Origin of the sequence: Bifidobacterium sp. ESL0764 (assembly GCF_029395515.1) — a bacterium.
GTDB lineage: Bacteria > Actinomycetota > Actinomycetes > Actinomycetales > Bifidobacteriaceae > Bifidobacterium.
This window is the reverse complement of sequence record NZ_CP113919.1, coordinates 447,037-469,420: the sequence shown is the minus strand read 5'-3', so window position 1 is coordinate 469,420 and position 22,384 is coordinate 447,037. Positions and strand designations below refer to the sequence as shown.

Annotated in this window: 13 protein-coding genes; 3 read left to right on the top strand and 10 right to left on the bottom strand. The window is 58.4% G+C overall.

Translation table 11 applies throughout. The annotated features are described in order from the left end of the window. Window positions 1-75 precede the first annotated feature (75 nt). Both lepB and rplS read right to left on the bottom strand, forming a co-directional pair. Window positions 76-834: a signal peptidase I gene (gene lepB / locus OZX71_RS01675; protein WP_277160261.1), complete on the bottom strand. Its 759-nt coding sequence runs from the start codon at window positions 832-834 to the stop codon at window positions 76-78. Window positions 835-1,141: 307 nt separating this feature from the next. After that, entirely contained in the window at window positions 1,142-1,510 is a 369-nt protein-coding gene (gene rplS / locus OZX71_RS01670; protein ID WP_277145678.1) for a 50S ribosomal protein L19, read from the bottom strand. A gap of 1,142 nt (window positions 1,511-2,652) precedes the next feature. On the opposite strand from rplS, the gene OZX71_RS01665 reads away from it, so the two are divergent. After that, window positions 2,653-4,419 (top strand): ABC transporter permease subunit, encoded by a 1,767-nt coding sequence (locus OZX71_RS01665; RefSeq protein ID WP_277160260.1) that lies wholly within the window; start codon window positions 2,653-2,655, stop codon window positions 4,417-4,419. A gap of 321 nt (window positions 4,420-4,740) precedes the next feature. After that, on the top strand, window positions 4,741-6,681 hold the full coding sequence (locus tag OZX71_RS01660; RefSeq protein WP_277160259.1) for a nitrate/sulfonate/bicarbonate ABC transporter ATP-binding protein: 1,941 nt from the start codon (window positions 4,741-4,743) through the stop codon (window positions 6,679-6,681). A gap of 243 nt (window positions 6,682-6,924) precedes the next feature. On the opposite strand, the gene OZX71_RS01655 is transcribed toward OZX71_RS01660, so the two are convergent. Genes OZX71_RS01655 through OZX71_RS01635 form a run of 5 tightly spaced genes read right to left on the bottom strand, consistent with a single transcriptional unit; the run spans window position 6,925 to window position 17,845 of the window. Continuing rightward, window positions 6,925-9,528: a DUF2207 domain-containing protein gene (locus tag OZX71_RS01655; RefSeq protein WP_277160258.1), complete on the bottom strand. Its 2,604-nt coding sequence runs from the start codon at window positions 9,526-9,528 to the stop codon at window positions 6,925-6,927. A gap of 5 nt (window positions 9,529-9,533) precedes the next feature. Next, on the bottom strand, window positions 9,534-12,038 hold the full coding sequence (locus OZX71_RS01650; protein ID WP_277160257.1) for a DUF2207 domain-containing protein: 2,505 nt from the start codon (window positions 12,036-12,038) through the stop codon (window positions 9,534-9,536). A 46-nt stretch (window positions 12,039-12,084) separates the two neighbouring features. Continuing rightward, window positions 12,085-14,616: a DUF2207 domain-containing protein gene (locus OZX71_RS01645; protein WP_277160256.1), complete on the bottom strand. Its 2,532-nt coding sequence runs from the start codon at window positions 14,614-14,616 to the stop codon at window positions 12,085-12,087. Between the two features lie 43 nt (window positions 14,617-14,659). Next, window positions 14,660-17,206 carry a DUF2207 domain-containing protein gene (locus OZX71_RS01640; RefSeq protein WP_277160255.1) on the bottom strand — a complete coding sequence of 849 codons (2,547 nt, stop codon included), beginning with the start codon at window positions 17,204-17,206 and terminating at the stop codon, window positions 14,660-14,662. Window positions 17,207-17,266: 60 nt separating this feature from the next. Continuing rightward, a complete protein-coding gene (locus tag OZX71_RS01635; protein ID WP_277160254.1) occupies window positions 17,267-17,845 on the bottom strand; it encodes a LemA family protein in 579 nt (192 codons plus the stop codon). Window positions 17,846-18,060: 215 nt separating this feature from the next. On the opposite strand from OZX71_RS01635, the gene OZX71_RS01630 reads away from it, so the two are divergent. Next, window positions 18,061-19,371 carry a hypothetical protein gene (locus OZX71_RS01630; protein WP_277160253.1) on the top strand — a complete coding sequence of 437 codons (1,311 nt, stop codon included), beginning with the start codon at window positions 18,061-18,063 and terminating at the stop codon, window positions 19,369-19,371. 292 nt (window positions 19,372-19,663) lie between these two features. Here OZX71_RS01630 and pgi read toward each other — a convergent pair whose 3' ends face one another. The 3 genes from pgi to OZX71_RS01615 form a co-directional block, all read right to left on the bottom strand. Further along, complete coding sequence (pgi, locus tag OZX71_RS01625; RefSeq protein WP_277160252.1) at window positions 19,664-21,358, bottom strand: glucose-6-phosphate isomerase; 1,695 nt, start codon at window positions 21,356-21,358, stop codon at window positions 19,664-19,666. Window positions 21,359-21,627: 269 nt separating this feature from the next. Further along, window positions 21,628-21,960 carry a type II toxin-antitoxin system HicB family antitoxin gene (locus OZX71_RS01620; protein ID WP_277145689.1) on the bottom strand — a complete coding sequence of 111 codons (333 nt, stop codon included), beginning with the start codon at window positions 21,958-21,960 and terminating at the stop codon, window positions 21,628-21,630. Further along, window positions 21,957-22,220: a hypothetical protein gene (locus OZX71_RS01615; RefSeq protein ID WP_277160251.1), complete on the bottom strand. Its 264-nt coding sequence runs from the start codon at window positions 22,218-22,220 to the stop codon at window positions 21,957-21,959. The genes OZX71_RS01620 and OZX71_RS01615 overlap by 4 nt, the downstream gene beginning before the upstream one ends. Between the last annotated feature and the right edge of the window lie 164 nt (window positions 22,221-22,384).

Genomic DNA, 22,384 nt, shown 5'->3' with positions numbered 1-22,384 from the left:
GCCTCAAATTGCCATAACGTAATACGATATTACCAACTTGCTTAATTACCCGTCATCATGTCTACGTATTTCAGCTTATGATTTCGGCACACCAGGAACGGCGGCGAACACCTCACGATGCGACTTGACCACCTTGAAATGGCTGAATGGCCAGAAGGTCAGCATCGCCACCCCGCTGATATTGGCCATCGGCACCAGCCCGCCGTTGCCATCGTCGGCATGATAACGAGAATCGGCGGAATTGCCGCGGTTGTCTCCCAACACGAAAACGTTGCCGGCACTCACTTTGGTTTTGAACGAGAAATTGCTGGGTTCGCTGCCGGGCTTGATATAGGCGGCTTCGTCGATCGCCACGCCGTTGACGGTGACCGGGGAACCGCTGCCTTTGCAGGCCACCACATCACCGGGCATGCCGACGATCCGCTTGATGAGGTCGTCGGACCCGTGATTGTCGGTGCCTGCGAGCCAGTGAGCCGGGTCTTTGAAAACGATGACATCGCCGCGTTTGAGCTTGTTCATCGGCCGCGCGAGACGGTTGGTGACCAGCCGGTCGCCGATCTGGATGGTGTCCTCCATCGAGCCGGACGGAATCTCATAGACCCCGATGACGAATACCCGCAGCAGCACCAGGACGAGCACGAACACGGCGAACGGGATCACGAAGCTCAGGAAGCCTTGCAACGACGTGTCGTCAACGGACTCGGAATCGGCGTGCTCCGGATTGCTGCGCAGGGCGCGCGGCCGGGGTTCGGGGCTCACCCCGTAATCCGCGACCTCGATGATATGCGAATCGGCTTCGCGTCGCTCATCGTCACGCATATCATCCCCTGCCATCCGAGCCTCCTGCCGTATGTATATGCATGTCCACGTTCGCGGCCGCCCGAAACGGCGACCCAACGATAACCGAAAACCATCATAGTCTGTGGGATGGTACAGCGATGTCATGCATATGTATTACTTTCTCAAGAGTCGCAAAACGCCTGCCTACCCCCTCTGCCGACTCCCCGATAGCTCTTCTCTACCGGCCTTCAGGGATACCGGTCTTCACGCCGCGTAAACCCGAAATCAGCGCAAAAGCAAAAACGGCGGCCGGAACATAGTGTCCGACTGCCGTTTCGCACAAAAGCCGTTAGGCCTGCATTCACGCCTTGGCGCTGTTGTCCTGACGCTCGGTGATACGAGCGGCCTTGCCACGCAGGGCACGCAGGTAATAGAGCTTGGCGCGACGAACGCGACCGTGACGAGTCACCTTGATGGAATCGATCACCGGGGAGTGCAGCGGGAAGCGACGCTCCACGCCGCAGCCGAAGCTGACCTTGCGGACGATGAACGTCTCACGCAGGCCGGCGCCCTGGCGCGCGATCACAATGCCGGTGAACGCCTGAAGACGGGAGTTGTTGCCCTCCTGAATCTTGACGTTGACCTCGACGGTGTCGCCGGGACGGAACTCCGGGATAGAATCCGAGGGCTTCATGTGCTTGGCATCAAATGCCTCAATAGCGTTAACCATTGTTTCACCTGTCGCTGCCGCATATCAGCGTACATGTCAGGGGCGGCGCCGCACTTTCGTGCCATGGCGGCAAATGATGCCGAACGCGCCCGTTACTTTTCCGCCGGAACCCGACGGAATGTTGCCGATTCGCCGCTGCGGGAGCGTCCGAACCAACGGACGAAGCCACAAGGCTGAACCCAAATGAAGAAGCGAACCCATGCGGCAGCCCGCCTCTTGGCATAACAAACTTTTATTTTAGCGAAATACGGCGACACACGCGTTATGTATTCGATGACGTATTTTTCTCCATCCAAAATCACACAACGACAGCTGTTCGGCGACCACTTTCTGGCACAATCCCAAACGAATGCAAGAAAACGGCCGCTGGCAGCCGCTAAATGACCGTTTTCTGGCACAGCCTGCCTGAAATGCAAGAAATAGGCCGCTTATTACAACCCGTCAGTATCCACTTTCTGGCACAACGACTCACCGATGCCAGAAAGTGGACATTGAGACAAGCCAAGCAACAGAAACACGATTGCCAAATCAATACAGACACGAAGATACCCGATCGAAACGAACCAATTTGACAAGCCACGTCGAAACCCTTATTTTAGTGGCGGTAATTGTTCCTGCGCCATAGCACCGAGTCGAAGGAGGTGGGGATCATGACAAGCGATCTTCCTAGTAGTATCAACGATCTGCATCATTTGTGCAACACTGCACAACCCCATCTCGACACGATGACCCGGTGCTGGATGTGAAATCGTTCAGTTTGCCTGTAACGCTACGAGCGTAAGACAGCGTGAAACGATTCCGCCTTACCTGCCAAGGATTCCGTCTTCGAGATCCCTTTCAAATTAATTAAACGTATCCGTCACGCCAAAAAATTACGGACATACCGGCAAATAACCGCATCAAGGATTCACGATTCGCAACCCGTAGTCTGCGCCTGCCGACTTCAGGATTGAGGGCCGGCATTGCAGGAATCGTACATTTCTGATGCCCGGTTTTCCGGTGGCCTGGTTTACCGAGCGTGCCCAGTTTGCCAGGTATATCTGATTCGCTAAGAATACCAGGTTTCCAGCAATATCTGGCAACGTCAACCGCACGTTGCGCAATGCGCCGACGCCACGATACGCCGTTCATGAGGAATCATCATGACCAATTTCTCCTTCAATTTCAACCGTGCCGCACCAGGGACATCGAACGCGGGGCGAAACGCCAGCTTTACCAAACGCCTTATCTCGGACTGTGTGGTGGCCGTCGGCATCCTTGCGCTCTTCGGCCTGATCGCATGGATCCTGCCGGCCATCAACTCTCCGGTGGGGCCGAAAGGCATCCCCTCCACCGTCTCGACCGACCCGCGCAACCTGCCCTATTACGCGCTGCGTTCCGTCTTCCGCATGGCCATCGCCCTGTTCTTCTCGCTGATGTTCACCTTCGTCTACGGACTGGCCGCGGCGCGCTCGCGCAGGCTCGGCAAGGTGCTCATTCCCCTGCTCGACATCCTGCAATCCGTGCCGATCCTGGGCTTCCTCTCGGCGACCGTGACCATCTGGCTGGCGCTTTTCCCCGGCTCGATGATGGGCGTCGAGGCCGCGTCGATTTTCGCCATCTTCACCTCGCAGGCCTGGAATATGACCTTCTCGTTCTACCGGTCGCTCAAGAGCGAGCCCAAGGAACTCGATGAGGCGGCACGCAACCTGCGGCTGACCCGCTGGCAACGTTTCTGGGTGCTGGACGTTCCCAATTCCATGATTCCGTTGCTCTGGAACATGATGATGAGCGTCGGCGGCGGCTGGTTCTTCCTGACCGCCTCGGAAATGATCTCGGTTGGTAACCGCACCTATGCGCTGTCCGGCATCGGCAGCTACGTCGAGGCTGCGGCGAGCGAAGAGAACCCCGGCAAAATCGGCTGGGCCATCCTGATCATGGTCATCGTCGTGCTTTTGATCGATGTTTTGGTTTGGAAGCCGCTCACCGCTTGGGCCGAAAAGTTCCGCATCACGCAAAGCGAATCGAGCGAGCCTAAGCGCAGCGCCGTTTTGACGCTGATCCGCCAGTCGCATATCGACGATTTCCTCGCCCGCATCTTCCGTCCCGTCGGCGAATTGCTCGACTGGGCCACCCGTCCGCTCGGCCGCACCGGCTCGAAGTGGGGTGCCAAACCCGGACGCCGTCGCGCTGGTGATGTGGTCTTTGATGTCATTGTCGGTGTTCTGGTCATCGCCGGAGCCGCAGAGCTGATCGTCGCCATCGCCCGGACCACCGGATTGGGCGAGCTCGGGCGGGCTTTCGGCTTGGGCGGCCTCACTTTCCTGCGTGTGGCGCTGTTGACCGTGGTCTGCTCGGTGATCTGGGTGCCGCTCGGGGCCATCATCGGCATGAATCCCAAGATTTCGCGGTTGGTGCAGCCTCTGGTGCAGGTGCTGGCGAGCTTCCCGGCCAACTTCATCTTCCCGTTCGTGGTCATGGTTTTCGTCGCACTCGGCGTCGACATCAACTGGGGCTCGATCCTCCTGATGGCACTGGGCACACAGTGGTACATTCTCTTCAACGTCATCGCCGGCGCGTCCGCCATCCCCGACGACCTCATCGAAATGACCAAAAACTTCGGCATTACCGGATGGATGAAATGGAAGACGCTCATCCTGCCGGCGGTTTTCGGCTCGTGGGTCACCGGCGGCATCACCGCGGCCGGCGGCGCGTGGAACGCTTCCATCGTCTCGGAAATCGTCAGTTACGGACGCCACACGCTCGTCGCCCGCGGCCTCGGTTCCTATATCGCCGAAGCCACCGCGCACGCCGAAAGCATGAAGACGCTGATCGGCGTGGCCGTGATGGCCATTTTCGTCGTCGCCGTCAACCGACTGTTCTGGAACCCCCTGCAACGCCTCGCCGACCGTCGTTTCGTCGTCGGATGAGTTAAGGAGATTCGATGAGCATGATAAGCAGAAACTCGAGTGTCCGTTTTCTTGCATTCTCAATCATCGATGCTAGAAAACCGCCACTCACAGCCCCGCAATGGCCGGTTTCTTGCATAACCGAACACAAAAGCAAGAAAACAGCCGCTGATGACTCCTCAGTAACCACTTTCTTGCACCGCTGAACGCAAAAGCAAGAAAACGGTCACTGGCTGCTTCTAACTGAACGGTTTTCGGCAAATCCGATTGCTAATGCTGAAAACCAATCAATAGTACCGACCGAATAAATCGTTTGGAAACCACCAAACAAAGGAATCCATCATGAACTTCAACAAGCTTTACAAGACCGTTGCCAGCGGCACGCAAACCGGCACCGGTATCACCACCGAAACCCGCACCCGTGGCCACCACAATCCGAAATATGCCGACCTCGACGCGAACGGCACCCATACCGTCATCGAGGCCAGCCACATCAGCCAGCGCTTCACCTCCGAAAAAGGAGGCGAGACCACCGTCCTCGACGATATTTCCTTCAACCTGCACGAAGGCGAAATCGTCGCGATCCTCGGACGCAGCGGCGCCGGCAAATCGACATTCCTGCGGATTCTGGCCGGACTCATCCAGCCAACCAGCGGGCAGGTTTCATACCGAGGCAAGGCACTCAATGGCCCAAACCCTGGAGTTGCACTGGTCTTCCAGACCTTCGCGCTCATGCCGTGGCTCACCGTTGAAGACAATGTGGAGCTCGGGCTCGAGGCGCGCGGGGTGCCGCGCGAAGAACGCCACAAGCGCGCGCTGGCTGCCATCGATGCGATCGGCCTTGACGGCTTCGAATCCGCCTATCCGAAGGAGCTTTCCGGCGGGATGAAGCAGCGCATCGGCATCGCCCGCGCACTCGTGCTGCGCCCGGATGCCCTGTTCATGGATGAGCCGTTCAGCGCTCTGGACGTGCTCACCGCCGAAAACCTACGTCAGGAAGTGCTGAAGCTTTGGAACAGCAACCGCAGCGGCATCAAATCCATCCTCATCGTCACCCACAACATCGAGGAGGCGGTGCAGATGGCCGACCGAGTGGTCGTTCTGGGTTCACACCCCGGTCACCTCATCGCGCAGGTTCCGGTCAATCTGCCGCGCCCGCGCGACAAGCACTCCCCCGAATTCGAGGCGATGGTCGACAAGCTCTACACCATCCTGACCGGTCAGGAGTCGCAGCGCAGCCGTGCCAATGCGGTAAACGACAATGCCGAAAACACGGAGGCGGGTACGGCGGTCAAATCTGGTACCACGGAGAAATCCTCGTCAGACGGCTACGGCTACGACACCACCGATTCCGGCCATGTCAAAGGTTCACAAGAAGCAAAACGTTCAGACAACCTCACACAAGGCGACGGCACCGCCCAAACCGGAGGTGCGAACGATACAGACGTCCAGACCAGCGCACTGGGCCGCCATAGCACCACGACAAAACGCGACGGCGACAACGCTACCAACGGTTATGACACCATCGCGCCGGCACCGGACGTAGACGGCTCACACGGACAGGCCAACAAGCACGACCACGCCGGAGGCCTATCGCAGCATGATACCAGCAGCGGCAACGGCAAGAACGGCAATGCCAATGCCAATGGCACCGACGACAGCGGGAGCATGAGCAGCGACAGCCGCACAGACCGTAACCGACACGACGATTCCAATGATGCCGACAACGCGCAAGCGAAAGCCAACGCAAAACTGACAGCTCACGAAAATGTCGTCAAGACGAAAAAGAACGGTGCACCGGATGAGCTGCTCCCGAACGCCACTCCCGGCGGCCTTGCAGGCCTGCTTGACGTCGTCTCGAATTATGAGGGTGGCGTGGATCTGGCAGACCTCGCGGCCGACCTTTCCTTCGAGGTGGATGACCTCTTCCCGCTCATCGACGCTGGCACGATGCTCGGCCTGCTGACCGTCAGCCGCGGCCATTGCACTGTCACCCGCGACGGTGATCGTTGGTGCCACGCCGACGTACTCGAAGCCAAGAAGCTCTTCGCCCAGCTGATCATGGACCATGCGCCGCTGGTACGCACCATCGACTGGGCGCTGCGCAACCATCCAGACAAGGGCCTGCGCGGCGAGCTCATCCTCGACCTTTTGCGCAGCCAGCACACCGACGAGGAAGCGCAACAGCAGTTCGATATCGCGGTGACCTGGGGCCGTTACGGCGAGCTCTTCGACTACGACGCCGACGACGACCAGCTCACCCTCGACGACGCCAACCGGTGAGCCAAGCCGATCCGCCGATTCAGTGCGTTGAAAAGCAGATGCTTGCTACGCGCTCTCTGCTTTTCAACGCAACCCAGCCGACGATGCGATGAAAATCAGCATGATCAGCCGATTTCCGTGATTTTGCTCGCATGATCAATTGAAGTTGCGATGAAAATCAGCATTCCGGGCCCTTTTTCGTGATTTTCATCGCATCAACAGCACCGCGCACACCGATGAGCCGGCGGCCAGCCACCATCCGCATCATTGCCAACCGCTCATGAACGCATTGCCCGGCACACGGAACGCCAGTTGGCGCAAAATCTTATTGTCCACTCCCAACGCAGCGGCATAAATCAGGTACTGGCCCCACAGCGAGAGGTCCTCGACGCCGCGCGCCGAAAAATCGCTGAAGTCGTTCATGTATTCCACCAATCCTACCAATCGGATCGCAGCAAGCCGGCCGTTTGGGCTCAGCTCGACATAGCGCATCAGCGTCACCACCATAAACGCCAGGAACACCGCAGGCAGCCCCAGCGCGAGCGCGACCTTCTGATACCCCATATCCCAGATTTGCAGCAGGATATAGTAGCCGAGACCTACGAAACAGGCGATTGCCACCAACACGCCCACAGCGACACGTGAGAACTGGGTCAGCCTCAGCCCCATATATTCCTCATTGGCCGCACTCGTAAAGCCCCATTGAAGCTCCGGGCCTTCGTCCCACACCTGTTGTGCATCGTTGAACCGGTTGATCACATCGGCTTCGGCGGGATCGGTGTCGTGCGCATGGCGCGGGCCACTGGCCACTGCCCGGTCCCAGCTTTGGGTGGAGTTGCGTAGCTGGTTCAAGTCGAAGGTACGTGAGCCCTGCCACGCGGCGAACGCCTGCAGGTACTCGAGCAACGCCAGTTCGGATTCGCACAGCCGCGGGGACGCGGCAGAAGTCTCGCCACCGTCCTGCGAGCCTTGCGTACTTTGCGAGTTTTGCGTGCCCTGCGAGCCTTGCGTACTTTGCGTACCCTGCGAACCTTGCGTACCCTGCGCACCTTGCAGCCCCAGTGTGCCCTGCCCGTTCTTCGTATGTTGCGCACCTTGCGCCGCCGCCAAAAGCCGTACCGTAACCGTCCGTCCGTCGGCGGGCTTGGCGATACCGCCGAAGATGACGGCCAGACGCGGATGCCGGCGAATATACCTGCCGAGGGCGGTGCGCCACAGCAGATGGCTGAGCCATATACCGATACGGCTTGTCGGCGCGATTCGGTGCGGGGACGGGCCATGGCCATCCCCGTCTTCACGGCTTTGCCGGTCTTCATTCTTCCGGCCCGCTTCGGCACAGGCCTGTATCCGCTCGACGTCCGCGGTCTGCAGGTCGATGCCTTCGTACCACGAAGCCGCGCCTGGATAGAGCGCCACCACTTTCTTGTCGGCCAACGACAGCAGGGTGGAGAGCATCGCCCGTGTCTCGCGGCTCGAGGCTGCGACCATCGAGGAGCCGGGCGGCTGGACCTCGTCGATGAACCGTGCGGCGCAGGCCGGACTCATCGACGGGATGTCCTGGCAATAGGGAATGTCACCACGGACACTGGTCCGTCGGTTGGTGAAGACAATCATGATGCCGCCAAAGACGAGGAACGCCAGCAATATCATCGCAAACGCGAATGCCAGTGAATGCCAATCGGAAGACGAATCCTGGTCGGTCTTTCCGGCATTATCATCGTCATCAGAATCGGAATCGTTATTCCGACCCGTGTTCTCAGCACCAGCATCATCCTTCCGATCCGTGTCCTCGGCACTGCCCTTGTCCCGGAATTTGCCCCTGGTCCCGTCCCATACGGCGTCGTGCGCGACCTGCCCCATGCCGGAAGCGTCGAATATGGCGGCGAATTCCGTCGACGAAGCCGCGGAGACGTCGTAAGCGTCAAAATCAAACCGTCTGGCACCGTCGCGTTTCACCGATTTCCGGCCGGGAAAGCCCACAAAGCCTTTCGGCGTGCCCTTGGTACCTTTGGGAAGCGTCAGCCGCATATGCATGTGCTTGGCCGGGCCGGTATCCGTGTTGCCGTACGTGTCGTAGCGGAAGTACGCATGGTTGCCGCAACGAGTGACGACATCCTTCAACGTCATGGAAACGTCGTATTTGAGGCTTTCGGCCGATTTCACCGGTGGGATCGCCCAAGTCAGGGTGACCATATCCATCTTCCGCGCGTTCTTTGCATCCGTTGCCGTCAACGGGGCAGCGCCAGAGCTCGTGGCGGGAGCATAATCCTTGACTTCTTTGCCCACCATGGTATCCGCCGTCCACATACCGGGCTGGAATTTCTTCTTGTCGGATGCGTTGGACCACTGATACTGCCAATCCTGCGGCACATGCCGATAGACCTGTCCGGTCGCGGCATCGCGGACACTCACGTCGGTCACCGCGCCCAGTTGGGCCCCAGGGAACCGATAGAACGTCGGCTCGTCAGTCAGGTCGATCCACGTAAGGAGATCATCCCACTCAAGTGCCCGATTATTGGCCCACTCCTCGGCGAGCTTCACATCGAAATGCTCGTTCAGCCGCACGTCGCCATTGGGCTGCACCGCCATGTCATAATCCACGGAATTATAGGAGATCCTGGGCTTGGCATCGAAGTCGTGCGACTGGTCGATCACCATTGCGCTGCTGCCGAACGAGCTGTCGGGACGGGCAGCGCAGCCGGGGTTCTTCTCCACCCACGTGGTCTTGTAGGACTCCTCCGCTTTGGTTTCGGCGTCGGCCACGCTGTCGGAATACGGAATGATCATGCACAGCGCGACCACCAGCGTGCAAACCAGGCAGAAGGGAATCTGCCGAATAATGCGTCTGAAATTAAGACTATGACCCACAGCCATCACCTTCCACCGAAACTGCCACCGCCCGAGCCACCTCCGGAACCACCGAAGCTACCACCGCCTCCACCACCGAAGCCGCCCCCTCCGCTGAAACTGCTCATACTGGCAAAGCCAGAGCTTAACTGACCGCCAAGGTCGGCAAAATTGCCGAGGTCGAAGTTTGCAGACGAATAGCCCTGCACGTCGTGGCTCGCAGAGTAGAGCGGCCAGTAAAGCAGACTGCCTGAAGCGTTGGTATCAAGCCAATTGTCATCGGTCATCTGTGGCCAGACTTTGGTCATGCCCTTGGCCAGTTTGTCGCTGATGCCAAAGGCAGTGGCGTAGATGAGATATTGATCCCAAAGCGCCAGGTCCTGTGGCTCGCTCTCCTTGAAATCACCGAAATCAAGGAGATATTTACACAACCCCAGCAACTGGCCGGCGAGCAGATTGCCTTTCTTGCTGAGCATGACTTTCTGCAACAGTGATATTTCGACAATCAACACGAACACCACGGGCAGGAAGATCTTGAGCATCCTGGCAATATCGCCGTGCAAATACAGCGCTTCTGCTCCAAACAGTTTGGCCGCAGTAAGAGGATCGCTCATAAACATCATGTAGAGGTAGCCAAAGCCAAGCACACCGGCCACCAGCAGGATGCCCTCAAATACCGTATACACCGTCGATGCCTTAGTCAGCTTCATGGCACGGTATTCGGCCTCCACCCTGAGCACGAAGTTCGACTCGCGGCTGGCGCCTTCCGACCAATTCGAGAGCCTGTCGTGGACATCCTTGAAATCGAAGACGTCGGAACCGAGCCGTTCACCCATCGCTTGTAAGAGCTCCATCAGCGCAATCTCCGGCCCGGTGAGCGTGCTCACAATCGGATCTTCTAGAATTTGAGCACCCTTGGTGGCTTTTGGAACCTTTGTCAACAACACGATGGTAGTCGTCTTGCGTCCACCAAAACCAGTGGTCTTTGCGACGGTGTCGACCAAACCGCCCTTTTCCTTGCCGATTCTTTCATACAACGGTTCTTTGGCACTCGGGGCATTGCTGTGCCGGCCGTAAGGCTTGGCGGCCGCGCCAGACGATTGCCCGTCGAATTCACCGGCTGCGCCACGTTTCATGCAATCGCCGATTTCCTTGTCAGTGACGTGTGCCCAGTCGATTCCGGCGTACCACTGGGATTCGCCTGGATAGATGCCGATGGCCTTTTTGCTTTGCAACGAGAGCATGGCGGCGGCAAGCTGACGCGAGTCGAGCTTCGAATCACCTTGAGTCCCTTGCATCTCGTCAAGGAATTGAGCTGCCGCCGTCGCGCTGATTTTCGGAATATCACGATAATACTCGACTGGCCCGTGGTAGCTGCCCTTGCGGTTGGTATACGCCACGAACACCGCGCCGATAGCCATGGCGACGAGTTCCAAGATGACGAAAGGCAGATAGATATTCCAATGTCGACGGGCAGGCCGTTGAAGGTTGGGGTTGGAAGACTTTTGCTCGTCACGCTCCTGATCGATCACCTTTTGCTTGTGTTTGCCTGCGATGCGATGCCGCACCTGTCCCATGACCGAAGACGGAAACATCGTCACCAAATCGACATGTCTGCCCGGCACAACCTCAAAGGCATGCGCCGAAAGAGTGCCGTCGGGATTCGGATATACCGAACCTCTACCAACGTAATGCATCCATTCATTGGTGTCGTTTTGCTTGACCCCATCAGGGAAGGCGACGGTGGCATCGAAATTGCGTACCGGTGTTCCGTTGGTATCGCCCATAGGTTCCCATTTAAGGTAAGCCACGTCGTCGTAGACCTGCACCGCGTCCTTGAACGTCATATCAACATCGAATTTCAGCGAACTTGCGTAATCGGTAGACGGTATATTCCAGCCAATTTCGATGGTATCGTCGCCACCTGCCCACACGTTCGTTGCCGCACCAGGCTGAGCACCCGTCGTTGCAGCCGAAGACCCAGCCGCGCCAGACGATTGATCATACTGGTCAGACTTCATTGCGGCCGGAAGGTAAGGCGTGTGCCCGGTGCCGTTCTTGCCGCCCACGTCTTCGGCGTACCACTGATTGGCATGATTCGTATCCCAATTGCGATCGGTGATGTCGCCGCTGGTGCCGTGCGCATACTCCTGCCCGTTGCTTGTGTTTTTCACGGACACGTCGACGATGTCGCTTAAAGGACCCTTCGCCTTATCGGAGCGGTTGAGCGTATAACGTTGGTAGAGCTGACGCCACGGCTTGGCCTTACCATCCTTGTCTTCACGTGTCTGAAGCTCCATATCGATGTGCTCGGTAAGGTGCAAGTCTCCGTTTGGCAGCACCTTCACGTCGTCTTCGAGCGAGTTATAGACCAGGTCGGCATTCATTTTTTTCAAATCCGACTCGTAAGGATTATAGGGCCGAACGCGCGAGCCGCAGCCCACCACTCCGAGGCCGATCATCGCCGTCAGTATCAAAGCCGCAAGCAATACCTTGGCAATTCGCTTGAGATTCAGGCTTTTCCCGCTCATATGTCTTGGCTCTTTTCTCTCAATTCGATTCCTTCAATATTGCTTCCTACCGTCCACCGAAGCTGCCGCCGCCGGCTCCGCCGCCTGAGCCGCCGAAACCGCCACCACCGCCGAGCGACGCGCCCAAGCTGCCGAAACCGGAACTCAGCTGCGCGCCCAGATCGGCGAAACCGCCGCTGGCGCCAAGGCCCGAAGCGGCGGAGGGCGAGACGCCGGTCCACGCCGAACCGCAATACGTCCAGTAGAGCAGCGAGCCTTGGGCGTTCTCGTCAAGCCAGGCCGCGTCGGCGAGCGCCGGCTGCACCTCAGCCATCTTGCGCACCAGCTCCCCGCTGATGCCCAGCGCGGTGGCGTAAATCAGGTATTGGTCCCAGAGCGCCAAGTCCTGCGGGCCGCGAGAGGAGAAATCGCTGAAATCCTCCATATACTTGCGCAAGCCAAGCACCGGGCCCGCCGCCTTGCGCCCGTCAGTACTCAACGTCTCATTGGGCATCAGCGACAGGAACAACACAGCGATAAACGCCGCCACCGACGCAGCAATGAGCGCCAAGTCGGGCAGCCCCACCCGGTAGAGATGCCAAAGGTAAAGGCCCGCAATCAGCGCGGCCACCACGAGCAGCGCGCAAACCTTGAATATCGTCTCGCCTTGCGAATGTGCAAGCGTGAAGTGCTTGAATTCCTCGTCCGCCTCGGTTCTGAATGCTTGGTAGAGATCGCCACCTTCGGTCCACTTACGACTCTTTTTGTGCAGTTGCTTCAGATCGAAGACGTGCGAATCGATATGATCGGCGAAGGATTTGAGCAGCTTGAGCAGCGCTTGTTCAGAAAAAGTCAGATCCAGCTTGTCGTGACGCTGGGAATCAGGCAAGGTATCGTCGTGAATCTGGTAGGCCAACGGCAAAATCACGATCGTGTTGGTCTTTACTCCGAGCGACGAAGCGTTGCCCCGCACACGCTGCGCGACCTGGGAGGAGTCGGCCTGCGCAAGGTCAAGTCCTTCGTACCATTCGGCCTTGCCCGGGTAGATGGCGATGAGTTTTTTGCGCGTCAGGGAAAGCATCGCGGCCGCCATTTGACGGGAAGCCAGTCGCCGGACGTACTTCGTACCGACGACACGGCTGCCGAATCTGGATGACGGCGAACCTTCCAGAATGTCCATCAGATGGGCGGCGGCCACCGGCGTGATCTGCGGGATGTCGCGGTAATAATCCACTTCTCCCCGATACGATGTTTCAGGCGCGACGCGGACGAACTTGACGATGAGATAGCCCAGCGCAATCAGCGCCACCACAACGGAGACCACCAGCCAGATGAGATTGGCCGCGCTGACCACCGCCGTCTTCAATCGTTCGGTCTTCTCGTGGCTGACGACCGCCTGCGCATGGTCGCCGGATTGCGTGTGCCGCACCTTGCCCATCGACGAAGCCGGCGATATCGACACCAGATCGACGTGCCGGCGGGCCCCGACGTGACGCGCGTTGAACTCGATGGTGCGGCTGCCGTGAGCCGATATATCGCCGTTGCCTGCAAAATGTAGCCACTGCTGAGGCAGGTTTACCGACGATATGTCCGTCTTGCCGGACTGAGATCCATCGGATTTGGCCCGGCCCTTGGGCAACGTCACCCGTGCGTGCAGATTGTCGATCGGCACGCTGTTGTCGTCCCCCACCGGTTCCCACTTGAAGTAGGCCACGTCGTCGTAGCGCGTGACCACGTCCTTGAAGGTCATAGCGATGTCGAATTTCATGCTGTCTGCGGTATAGGTCGCCGGGATGTTCCAGCCGATCTCGATGGTATCGCCTGATTCGCCCGTGGCGCAGGTGCCGTCGTCATCGCGCGTATCGGCAGCGGCGTGGACACGCGGTTTGATTGAGGATTGGACTCGGGATTGGGAACGGGCTTCGATTGGAGCCACGAGTCGGCCTGCACGGGGACGGACCCGCTGAACGTAGCTTGAGGGGTTGCCGGAATTACCCGAATTATTGCCGCCTTGCTCTGGAACACTGGGATCATTGGAATTCAGCTGGGGGCCAACCACGCCTCCATAGGAACCATCGAACATACCGTTGTCAATCGGACGGTCGTCATCCGTTTTCTTGCTAGGCCCGGCGGCCCCGGCGGGCTTGTAGCGCACGGAGGAGCCGCACGAGACGTTGACCGCGTACCAAGTCCGGGCGAATTCACTGTCCCACCCGTCGTCAGGCAGGTATTTGAGATCGGAGTCGTCGGCCAGATCGCCGGTCGCATATTCCTCGCCGGTTCTGGCGTCCTTCACCGACACGTCCGTGATGGCGCTCAATTGCTTGGAATCGAGCTTGTAACGCAGAAAGAGCTGATGCCACGGGGCTTTGTCGCCATCGCTGTCACGCCGTTTGCCCAGCTTCACATCCACATGCTCTACCACACGCAGGTCGCCGTTGGGGCGCACCGTCATGTCGTAATCGAGTGACCGATAGCTCATGGTGCCATCGCCGGAAGGCGCCAGTACCAACACCACCAAAGCCGTGACCACCGCCGCGAGAATCAGCGACGAGACGACGGCCCGCAGCCTCACCGACCAGTCTTTGTCCCCCTTCATAACCTCTTCTTCTTCCATCTGCGTTTCCAGTTATCCAGCCAGCTCAGCGGCCGCCGAAGCTGCCGCCACCCGAGCCGCCGCCGGAACCACCGAAGCTGCCACCGCCGCTGAAACCACCACCGGAACCACCATCGGAGTCGCTGAAGGAGTCGGCGAACGTGGACTGGAGGGTGTCGAAGCCGGAGGCGATCTGCGAGCCGAAATCGCCCAAACCACCGAAGCTGTCAACACCGGAAAGCGTCTGCCCCGCGTCGGCGCCTGCCGCGCCATTGCCGCCGCCCACGCCGTCGACCGACGGGTAGTACGACCAGTAGAGCAGCGAATCGCCGGCGTTGCCGTCCAGCCAGGACGAGTCGGTGAGGTTCGGGAACACCTGCGCCATCCGCTTGGTGACTTTCCCACTGATTCCGAAAGCCGTGGCATAGACGAGATACTGGTCCCAAAGCGCCAGATCGGGCACGTCACGCTCGGAAAAGTCGCTGAAGTCCTCCATATACCTGCGCAGGCCGAGCAATTGCGTGCCCATCTGCCTGCCCGCCGGCGTCAAGACCTTGAATTTCAACAGCCTGAAGAGGAATGCGAATACGAAAATCACCGGCACACCGAGGATAAGCGACAGCCCCCACTGGCCATGGAACTGGTCGCAGACGGCCCCGTAATCGTCCGTTCCGGAACCCAATTCGCTGAAAGCGAGGCCGTCGATGATCAGGGATTCCAAAGCCCCGACGACAACCAGCACCACGGCCGCAACATAAGAGAACACGAAGTGCTTGGAGTACTCGCCACTCGCGTATTCGGTGTCGACGCTGGTAAAGAACCTGTCCTGCGCCTTTGCGCCCTTCTCCCAATCGCCGAGCCGATCGTTGACCTGGCTCAAGTCGAAGGTCGGGGAACCAAGCTTGGTGGAAATGTCCATGAGCATGGTCAACAGGCTTTTCTCCGACTTCGAGAGTTTCCGTCCTTTGCCGGCAGCTCTGGACGATTTCGGCAGTACCGCGATGGTGACGGTGTCCGCTTTTTCGCCTTCGCCCAGCGCCCGGTCAAGGCATGTGCCGGCCTGTTTGCTGACGTCGGCGGCCGGGGCGGCGAGGTCGAGCCCCGAATACCAATCCGCCTTGCCCGGATACACTGCAATACGTTTCTTGCTCGCCAGCTCAAGCAGAGTGGACGCCGTCTGCCGCGATGCCAGGCTGGCGTCACCGACGTCATCAGGCATGAGGTCATCCATCAGGTCGGCGGCGACGCCGGGCGTGATAGACGGGATGTCGCGCACATAATCCACGTCTCCGAGTATCCAAGCCCTCCTGTTGCTGGCGATGACCGCGGCGATACCCACCGCAAGAGCGAGAATCACCGGCAGCGCGATGTACTCGATCAGCACAAAACGGGTGTCGCCGCTGTTTTTGACGGAGTTTCTCTGCTCATATTCCATCCACGAGACCACGTCCTCCTTAGCGGCCCTGTGGACGCGGTAGCGGACCTGGCCCATACCGTGATGGCCGAACATGGAGACCAAGTCGATATGATTCCTGGCGGGAACGTGCTCGGCACTCATCTCGATGCTGCGCTGCCCCGTCCGCCTGATGGTACCGTTGCCGGGATAATCCATCCACTGACGCATCGTGCCGGCTTTCGTGCCCTGCGGCAGGGCGACCTTAGCATGGAAACGCCCGATGGGGACGCCGTTGTCGTCGGCAACGGGCTCCCACTTCATATAGGCCACGTCGTTGTAGACCTTGACGACGTCCTTGAAGGTCATCGTCACGTCGAATTTCATGCTTTCGACCGACGTGGTGGTCGGAATGTTCCAGCCGATTTCGATGACGTCGCGCGCCGCGCCCATTTCCGAAGGCTTTGTGCCGGGGTACCAGTCGCGCGAGGAATATTTCGTATCGGAATTCGAATCGGAATCTGTTGTACCTGAATCTGCGTCTGTATCCGCGTTCTTGTCGCCTCCGGCCTGCGTTTGCTGCCGGCTCTGCGTCTGCCCCTGCAGAATCTGCTGCCTTTGCTGCCTCTTCGCCATGTCGTCCTGCTGCTTCTTGACGTCGTATTTGGCCGAGCTCATGGCCGCGGGCCGGTAATCCACGCCGGGCTTGTCGTCATCCACATTCGCATCAGGCCCCAGATTGCGCGCGTACCAAGTCCCGGCCTGCGTCACGTCCCAGCGTGAGCTGTGCAGGGCGTTGGGAGAATCCGCGTCGCCATGGCGATAGGTCTGGCCCGTGGTCACGTTTTTGACCGAGACGTCGGTGATGGCGCTGAGCGTGTCCTCGTCGTCCTCGATCTCATCCGCCGCTTTGCCCGGGGCGTCAGCCAAGCAGTAACGCTGGAACAGTTCACGCCACGGTTTGGCGTGGTCGTCATCCCCCTTGCGCTTGCCCAGCTTGACGTCGATATGCTGGGTAATCCGCAAATCGCCGTTCGGCATCACCACAACATCGTCATCGAGCAAATTGTAGCTCATCTGGTTTCCGCTGCCGCTGCCCTGCCAAGCGCAGAATCCGTAGAAGCCGACGACGACCACAACCACCACCAGGGCCACCAGAGCCGCTTTGCCGAGCCGTTTGAGGCTGTAGACCTCGCCCATCACCACGCGCCTTCCTACGATTTCATGTTGCGTATCAGAACCACAGCTTCACCGGCAACCTCAGAACTTGACCTGCGGCACCGCCTTGTCGGATTCGGCGACCTGGAAATACTGGGCCTGGCTGAAGTGGAACATGCCGGCGATCACATTGGAAGGGAACGTCTGGACGGCCGTGTTGAGCTTCTGCACCACATCGTTGTAGAACTGACGGGCGTAGGCGATCTTCTGCTCAAGATCGGAGAGCTGGTCCTGCAACTGCAGGAAGTTCTGGTTGGCCTTGAGGTCGGGATACGCCTCAGCGGTGGCTTGCAGAGCCATCAAAGCGTTACTCAGAGCCGACTCGGCCTGGGCACGATCGGCGGTGGTCGCGGAAGAGCTGCCGGCCGCCTTGACCGCTTCGGCGCGCGCCTCGGTCACCTTCTGGAAAACCTGCGATTCGTGGGTCGCGTAGCCCTTGACGGTCTCAACCAGATTCGGCACCAGATCCGTGCGCCGCTTGAGCTGCACGTCGATCTGCGAAAACCCGTTCTGCACGCGGTTGCGCAACGCGACCAGATGGTTATAGGCCGCGACGCCCCACACCAAAAGAATGATGACGATGGCCAAAACGATCAGCAATGCAATTATCCCCGCGCTCATATCTTCTCCGTTCTCTGACGAACATGTTCAGCTGACGTCGCTTCATTCTCGACATTCGGCTTCACCACCGGACAGCTTCTCTCAACCATGATACAAGGACCCTGGCTCTTGAAAGGCGGGGAAGGCTAAACACATTGCCGAAGGCACTGATACAATGCTCAACGAGAACAGATCACGGTCCTATCATCTTGACGATATGAAAGAGACGGCCAACATTGCGTCAATGGAAGAAGCGGTCGGAAGACACGCAAATACCGGTATCGGACGAGAATCTATCCATCGACGACACCTCATCCCAACTCGATTCGACGCGCTCAGGCCGAATATCCATCGAAAGCAACGTCGATGACGAAGACGAAGACAACCGAGTTGAGCGCGAAAGCAAGCCGTGGCTGGACCAAAGTGACAACAGACACGGCAAAACCGGCAATAACGGGATCCACGAAGATGCCGAAAACGAGGATGAAGACAGCGATGGCGACGGCAACGAAGACAATCAGAAAGACGATACCGGATATAACGTCGCCGACGGCAATGAAGACGATACCGCAGAAGACGACGACAGCGATGACGCGGACGATATCGACGACGATGAAGAAGACAGTGACGAAGACGAAGACGACGATGACGACGACAGCAAAGAAAGCAGCGACAAACCCAAGTCGAAAATCGCGAGCGTCTGCGCCTTCCTCTTTGTCATAGCGCTTATTGCCGCACCGTTCGTCCTTCCGCACCTCGGCGGCCATTCCGCCTCGTCGTCCTCGGCTTCAGACGACAAGGCATTCGAAGAGAGCGTAAGAAAATCCCATATCCTCAACAAGGCGAACGACACGTTCACCGCGGATATCCAGAAGCCACAAGACCAACTCGGTAACGCACTCTATATCATCACCCAAAGCAGCGGCATGAACGGCCCAGCCGACACCATCGAGCAGGACGATCTCGACGATCTCAAGGCCGCCACGGCCACGGTGGCCAATTCGGGAAGCAAATTCACCAAAACGCAGGCCTACCGCGATTACGGCAATATCCGCAAGGCCTACCAGGCATACCAAGCCAAAAATAAGAAGTACGTCAACGTACTCAACAACTTCAGCGATTCGGTGGTCGGCTACACCGCCACCATCAAAACCTGCCAAGAGGACGCGCAAAAATACACAAACCTCAACGATGACCCCGATTCCGTCAATACCATACAGACCATCATCACCAACTGCGAGACCTCCGCGCAAAGCGTCACCGCGTCCAAAGACCCGTTCATCAAAGCCTACGCAAACGCGTCCCTCAAACGCATGGGCAAAGCGCAAAAACTGCTCGAGCAAATCAAAGCTCTCGGCTCACGTGACGAGATCATGAACAATCCTGAAAAATCGCAGAAATACTGGACAATAGAAGACAAAATCAGGATTTATCTCTACGAGACCAAAGAATACGGAGACGGCAATCCTGTCTACAAAGAACTGGACGACGCGAAGCCGAGCAAGGAAATGAAAGACCTGTACACGACGATATACACCATCAAATAAGCTGCCCCGCCCGTTTTCCATCGCTAATCGGTAGCCACTGAGTAAGTTGCGTTGAAAAGCACGTTTTCGGGGCCTTTTCATGCTTTTGAACGCATCGACGCTAGCTACTGCGTTGAAAAGCAGAAAAGTGAGGCCAACAATCAGCTTTTCAACGCATCATACGCACGCATCATACGCTCAGAAACACAAAAGTGCTCAGTCACCCGAGTATGGTGACTGAGCACTTTGCCCGCATTGCTACCCTCGTCCAAACATCAAGTCGGAAGAAGGCACAATGCCTCAGCGCTTTTGACTACTTGCGATGCGCGCGATAGAAACGGATGAGGCTCTGGGTGGAGGCGTCCTGCGCCGCCAGCGCGTCATCGTCCTGCGAGATCGCAGGAGTGATCTGGCGGGCAAGCTGCTTGCCGAGCTCGACGCCCCACTGGTCGAAGGAGTCGATGCCCCAGACCGTGCCCTCGGTGAAGGTGATGTGCTCATAAAGCGCGATCAGCTCGCCCAGCGAGAACGGGGTCAGCGCGTCGCCGAAGATCGAGGTGGTCGGACGGTTGCCGCTGAAAACGCGGGCCGGCACAATGGCCTCCGGCGTGCCCTCGGCACGAACCTCGTCGGCGGTCTTGCCGAACGCGAGCGCCTTGGTCTGCGCCAGGTAGTTGCCGAGGAAGAGCTCGTGCACGTCCTGGTCGCCATCCTTGGCCGGGTTCGGGGTGTTGGCGAAGGCGATGAAGTCGGCGGGGATGAGCTGCGTGCCCTGATGGATCAGCTGGTAGAAGGCGTGCTGGCCGTTGGTGCCGGGCTCGCCCCAGAAGACCTCACCGGTATCGCAGGTCACCGGGGTGCCGTCCCAGCGCACGGACTTGCCGTTGGATTCCATCGTGAGCTGCTGCAGATAGGCCGGGAAGCGATGCAGGTACTGGTCGTAGGGCAGCACGGCATGGGTGGCCGCGTGGAAGAAGTTGCGGTACCAGACGTTCAACATGCCCATCAGCGCAATGACGTTCTTCTCAATCGGGGTGTTGGCGAAGTACTCATCCATCTCGTGGAAGCCGGCGAGGAATTCCTCGAAGCGCTTCGGTCCGCAGACGATGGCGATGGAGGTGCCGACCGCGGAATCCACGGAATAGCGGCCGCCGACCCAGTTCCAGAAGCCGAAGGCGTTGGTCGGGTCGATGCCGAACTCCTCGACGCCCTTCAGGTTGGTGGAGACGGCGATGAAGTGCTTGCGGATAGCTTCGGCGCGCTTGGCGTCCGATCCGTCGATGGCGCCGGAGGCCTTGAGTCCGTTCAAGAGCCAAGTGCGGGCCTCGCGGGCGTTGGTGAGCGTCTCGAGGGTGGTGAAGGTTTTGGAGACGACGATGAACATCGTGGTCTCGGGGTCGAGGTCCTTCGTCTTCTCGGTGATGTCGTTGGGATCGATGTTGGAGACGTAGCGGGCGGAAATGCCGGCGTCTGCGTAAGGCTTCAACGCCTCATAGACCATGACCGGGCCCAGGTCGGAGCCGCCGATGCCGATGTTGACGACAGTCTCGATCTTCTTGCCGGTCACGCCGCGCCATTCGCCGCTGCGTACCTTGTCGGCGAACGCGTAGATCTTGTCGAGCACCTCGTGCACGTCCTTGACCACGTCCTGGCCGTCGACGATGTACTTGCCTTCGTCGGAAACCGGGCGGCGCAGCGCGGTGTGCAGCACAGCGCGGTCCTCGGTGTTGTTGATGTGGACGCCGGAATACATGGCCTTACGGCGGCCTTCGAGGTCAACCGCTTTGGCGAGGGCAGCGAAGAGCTGCAGGGTCTCGGGCTTGATGAGGTCCTTGGAGAGGTCGAAGTGCAGATCGCCGGCATCGAAGCTCAGCGACTCTACGCGATCGGGTTCGTCGGCAAACCACTTCTTGAGGTCGATGCCTTCGCTCTGTAGTTCGTCAAAATGCTTTTGCAGCGCCGCCCACTCCGGGGTCTTGGTGGCGTCGACAGGAGGATTGATGGCCATATTATTAAGGTCCTTTCATCACGTGCCGCGGGGGCTTCATGGCTTTGTCGTTGCTTATCCGAAAATGCCGTTTCCCCGCTTGCTACATAGCACCAAGTTACTCACAAAAGCGGACACAACAGCACAAAAAGCGTCGTGCCGATAAACCCTGTTGCACGACTGATTTCAAACTCAATCAACAACTTTTCAAGCGTAATAAAAATCCACGTTCCACGAGGCACCATCTACCGAATGAGAGGTAAACAGACGTATATCGACACCGCTGAAATTCAGGCCCCCACCAAGACACGGCCGCTGACCAACCGATTAAGGCTCACCTTTTCCTCAGCAGCTTCAAGCACCAGTTCACGGTGCTGCTCCGGAGTGACCCGCACGACGAACCTTCCGGAATAGTGACGGTCCGCGATGGGATCAGGCACCTTCTCACCATTGGCTTGCATATCGGCCACTGTTTCCGCCGTCATATCAAGGATGCCCTGAAACGCTTCAATCTGGCTGGAAGACAGCCATGAAAGACTCGGAAACTCTGCGACCGTGCCCACGAATTCGCCATCTTCCGGACTCCAACTGACTCGATATGTGTAATGATGAATATCGCTCATTTTTTTCCTAACGTATGGTCATCGACCATTTTATCTATGGCCTTCAGGATCTGACGAACTTGGTACGCCCTCGCCTTGCCATGCTCGTTTTGGATATTTACCCTCGGATCACCCGGCCAAGGCGTCTTGTAGAGGCAATGGCTCGTGGAACGCTGGCAAGGTCGGCCGAAATAGGCCTCGCACACCTTCTGCAAATCTTCATAGCGCACGCCTTTCGGGCTGCTGTGCATCTTCCCGACCAGCTTCCCTATATCTCCCATTGCACCTTAGTATCACTATTGACACTATAGTGCAAGATCGCATCGGAAGTGATCAGAAGCCTTATGCCACAACCTTTGACACAATCGGATTGTGAACGGACAACCGCTTTCGCTCAAGACCTGCTCCCGACACGTCAGTAGGCCTTCCGCCCACAGGACCGACC